The 2,566-nt window shown below is 77.4% G+C and carries 2 protein-coding genes; both read right to left on the reverse strand.

The features are described from left to right. A partial coding sequence (locus tag AE652_RS39365) for an enterochelin esterase domain-containing protein (protein ID WP_234348708.1) occupies positions 1-460 on the reverse strand: 460 nt, incomplete at its 3' end. A gap of 20 nt (positions 461-480) precedes the next feature. Further along, on the reverse strand, positions 481-2,566 hold a 2,086-nt coding region (gene fhuB / locus AE652_RS39370), incomplete at its 5' end, for a Fe(3+)-hydroxamate ABC transporter permease FhuB (RefSeq protein ID WP_049660374.1).

Consider the following 2,566-nt stretch of genomic DNA (forward strand, 5'->3'; position numbering starts at 1 on the left):
CCCGCCGGCCGGCCGCCGTGTGCGCGACCGTCCGCCCGCGCGGCACGCCCTCGCGCCGCGCCACGTACGGCTGCGCGGGCGCGGCGGGCAGGCTGAGCACGGAGGAGGGGTGCCGGCCGTCGCGGGCGGGCAGCCGGGGTTCGGTGTCGTACGGGTCGGGGCGGGCCCGGTCCAGGACGCGCAGCCAGTCGGCGCGGGTGGTGCCGGGGGCCTCGCCCCGGAAGGGGTACAGCTGGTAGGAGGCGCGGTGGTCCTCGCGCAGCCGGTAGGTGATCGACCAGCTTCCGTCGGCCTGACGCTCCATCAGGTGCGGTGTCAGGTCCCCGGCGTGGCGGTCCTTGTCGGTGACGGTGTGCAGCAGGGCGAGCACGCCGTCGCAGTCGGCCTCCCGGTGGGTGAAGGTGACCAGGCGGTAGGCGGGGTCGTCGGGGTCGAGGGCGACGACGGGCGGGGCTTCCACGGTGGGTTCTCCAGAGGTGGTCACGCGGGGCTGCCCTTGCGGCTGAGCAGCACCCAGAGCAGGAACGGGCCGCCGAGGACGGTGGTGACGATGCCGACGGGGATCTCCACCCCGCCGAGCAGCACCCGTCCCAGGGTGTCCGCGAGGACGACGAGCAGGGCGCCGGTGAGGGCCGAGCCGAGCACCGGCACCCGTGCGGGTCCGGCCAGCCGCCCGGCGACCACCGGCGCGGCCAGTGCCACGAAGCCGACCGGCCCGCAGACGCCGACCGCCAGTCCGGCCAGGGCGACGGCCAGCAGCAGGCAGGCGAGCCGCACCCGGCCCGGGTCGACGCCGAGCGCCGAGGCGACGCTGTCGTCGAAGCGCAGCATCGCCAGGCGCCGGGCCGCCACCAGGGCGAGCGGCACCAGTACGGCCAGCCCGACCAGGACGGGCGTGGCGATCGCGAGGTCCCGGCCGTTGAGGCTGCCGGAGGTCCAAACGTACAGCGATCCGGCCGAGTTGAGCGAGCGGCGGGCCAGCGCGACCTGGATCACCGCCGAGGCCAGCGCGGACATCGCGAGGCCGACGACCAGCACCCGGTAGCCGCGCGCGCCGAGCCCGCCGGAGACCAGGGTGACCACCAGGACGGCGGCCAGCGCGCCGAGCGGTCCGGCCCACCAGGCGCCGAAGGTGCCGGAGGCGGTGGCCGAGATCAGCACGGCCGCGGTCGCGCCGTCGTTGACGCCGAGGAGTTCGGGGGTGGCCAGGCGGTTGCGGGCGAGGGTCTGGGTCAGGCAGCCGGCCAGGCCGAGCGCGGCCCCGGCGGCGAGGGCGGCGACGATCCGGCCGAGTCGGAACTTCTGCACCAGCAGCACGTCGAGGCGGTCGCCGTAGCCGAACACGGCCTGGAAGGTGCGGCCGAGGTCGAGTTCGCTCTGCCCGGCGTGGGCGGCGACCACCACGGCGGCGAGCAGGGCGGCGGCCAGGCCGAGCGAGGCGGCCAGCGCCCGGCGGGGGAGCAGCAGCGACCAGGCGCCGTACCGCAGTGCCAGGTCGGGCTTCGGGGCGGGCGGTTCGGCCCGCCGTCCGGCCGGCGGGGTGGCCTCGGCCGGGTCGCTGAGGGCGAGCGCGGCGGAGCGCCGGGAGCGGACGATGGCGATCAGGGCCGGGGCGCCGACGAGGGCGACGATCACCGATACCGGCGCCTCGTAGGGCCTGGCCACCACCCGGGCCAGCACGTCGGCGCCGGTCAGCACGGCCGCGCCGAACAGTCCGGCGAGCAGGGTCAGTCGGCCGATCCGCGGACCGGCGAGGGACCGGGCGAGGAAGCCGGCCAGCAGGCCGAGGAAGGACACCGGCCCGGCCAGGGCGACCGCGGAGGCGGTCAGCAGGGTGACCGCGACGGCGACCGCGGCCCGGGTGGCGCCGGGGCGGTGGCCGAGGCCGCGGGCCAGGTCGTCGCCGAGCGCCAGGGCGGTGAGCGGCCGGGTGGTGAGCGCGGCGAGCAGGAAGCCGGCGCCGAGGACGGGGGTGAGCCGGGCGAGTGTGCTCCAGCCCTCCACCCCGGCCAGTGAGCCGAGCACCCAGACCCGGTAACGGTCGTAGGCCTCGGGCGAGTTGACGATCAGCACACCGGTGAGCCCGCCGAAGGTGGCGCCGACCGCGGAGCCGCCCAGCACCAGCCGCATCGGCGAGCCGCCGCCCCGGCTGCCCGCGATCAGCAGCACCAGCGCGCTGGCGAGCACGGCGCCGCCGAACGCGAAGGCGAGGTAGCCGTAGGAGCTCTGGACGCCGAGTACGGCGATGCCGAGCACGACGCCCAGCGAGGCGCCGGCGTTGACGCCGAGCAGGCCGGTCTCGGCCAGCGGGTTGCGGGTGACGGACTGCAGCTGCGCCCCGGCGACGCCGAGCGCCGCGCCGACCAGCAGCGCGGTGAGGGTGCGCGGCAGTCGCAGGTCGCCGACGACCAGGGCCAGTCGGCCGTCGGCGCGGGCGCCGTCGTGGTTCAGCAGGTAGTCCAGCACCCGGCCGGGGCCGACCTCGCCGGCGCCGACCGACAGCGAGAGCGCGGCCAGGGCGAGCAGGAGCACCACCGCCGCCGTGACGGCCGGCCAGGTGGGGCGG

The sequence above is a fragment of the Kitasatospora sp. MY 5-36 genome, from assembly GCF_001182915.1.
Classification (GTDB): domain Bacteria; phylum Actinomycetota; class Actinomycetes; order Streptomycetales; family Streptomycetaceae; genus Kitasatospora.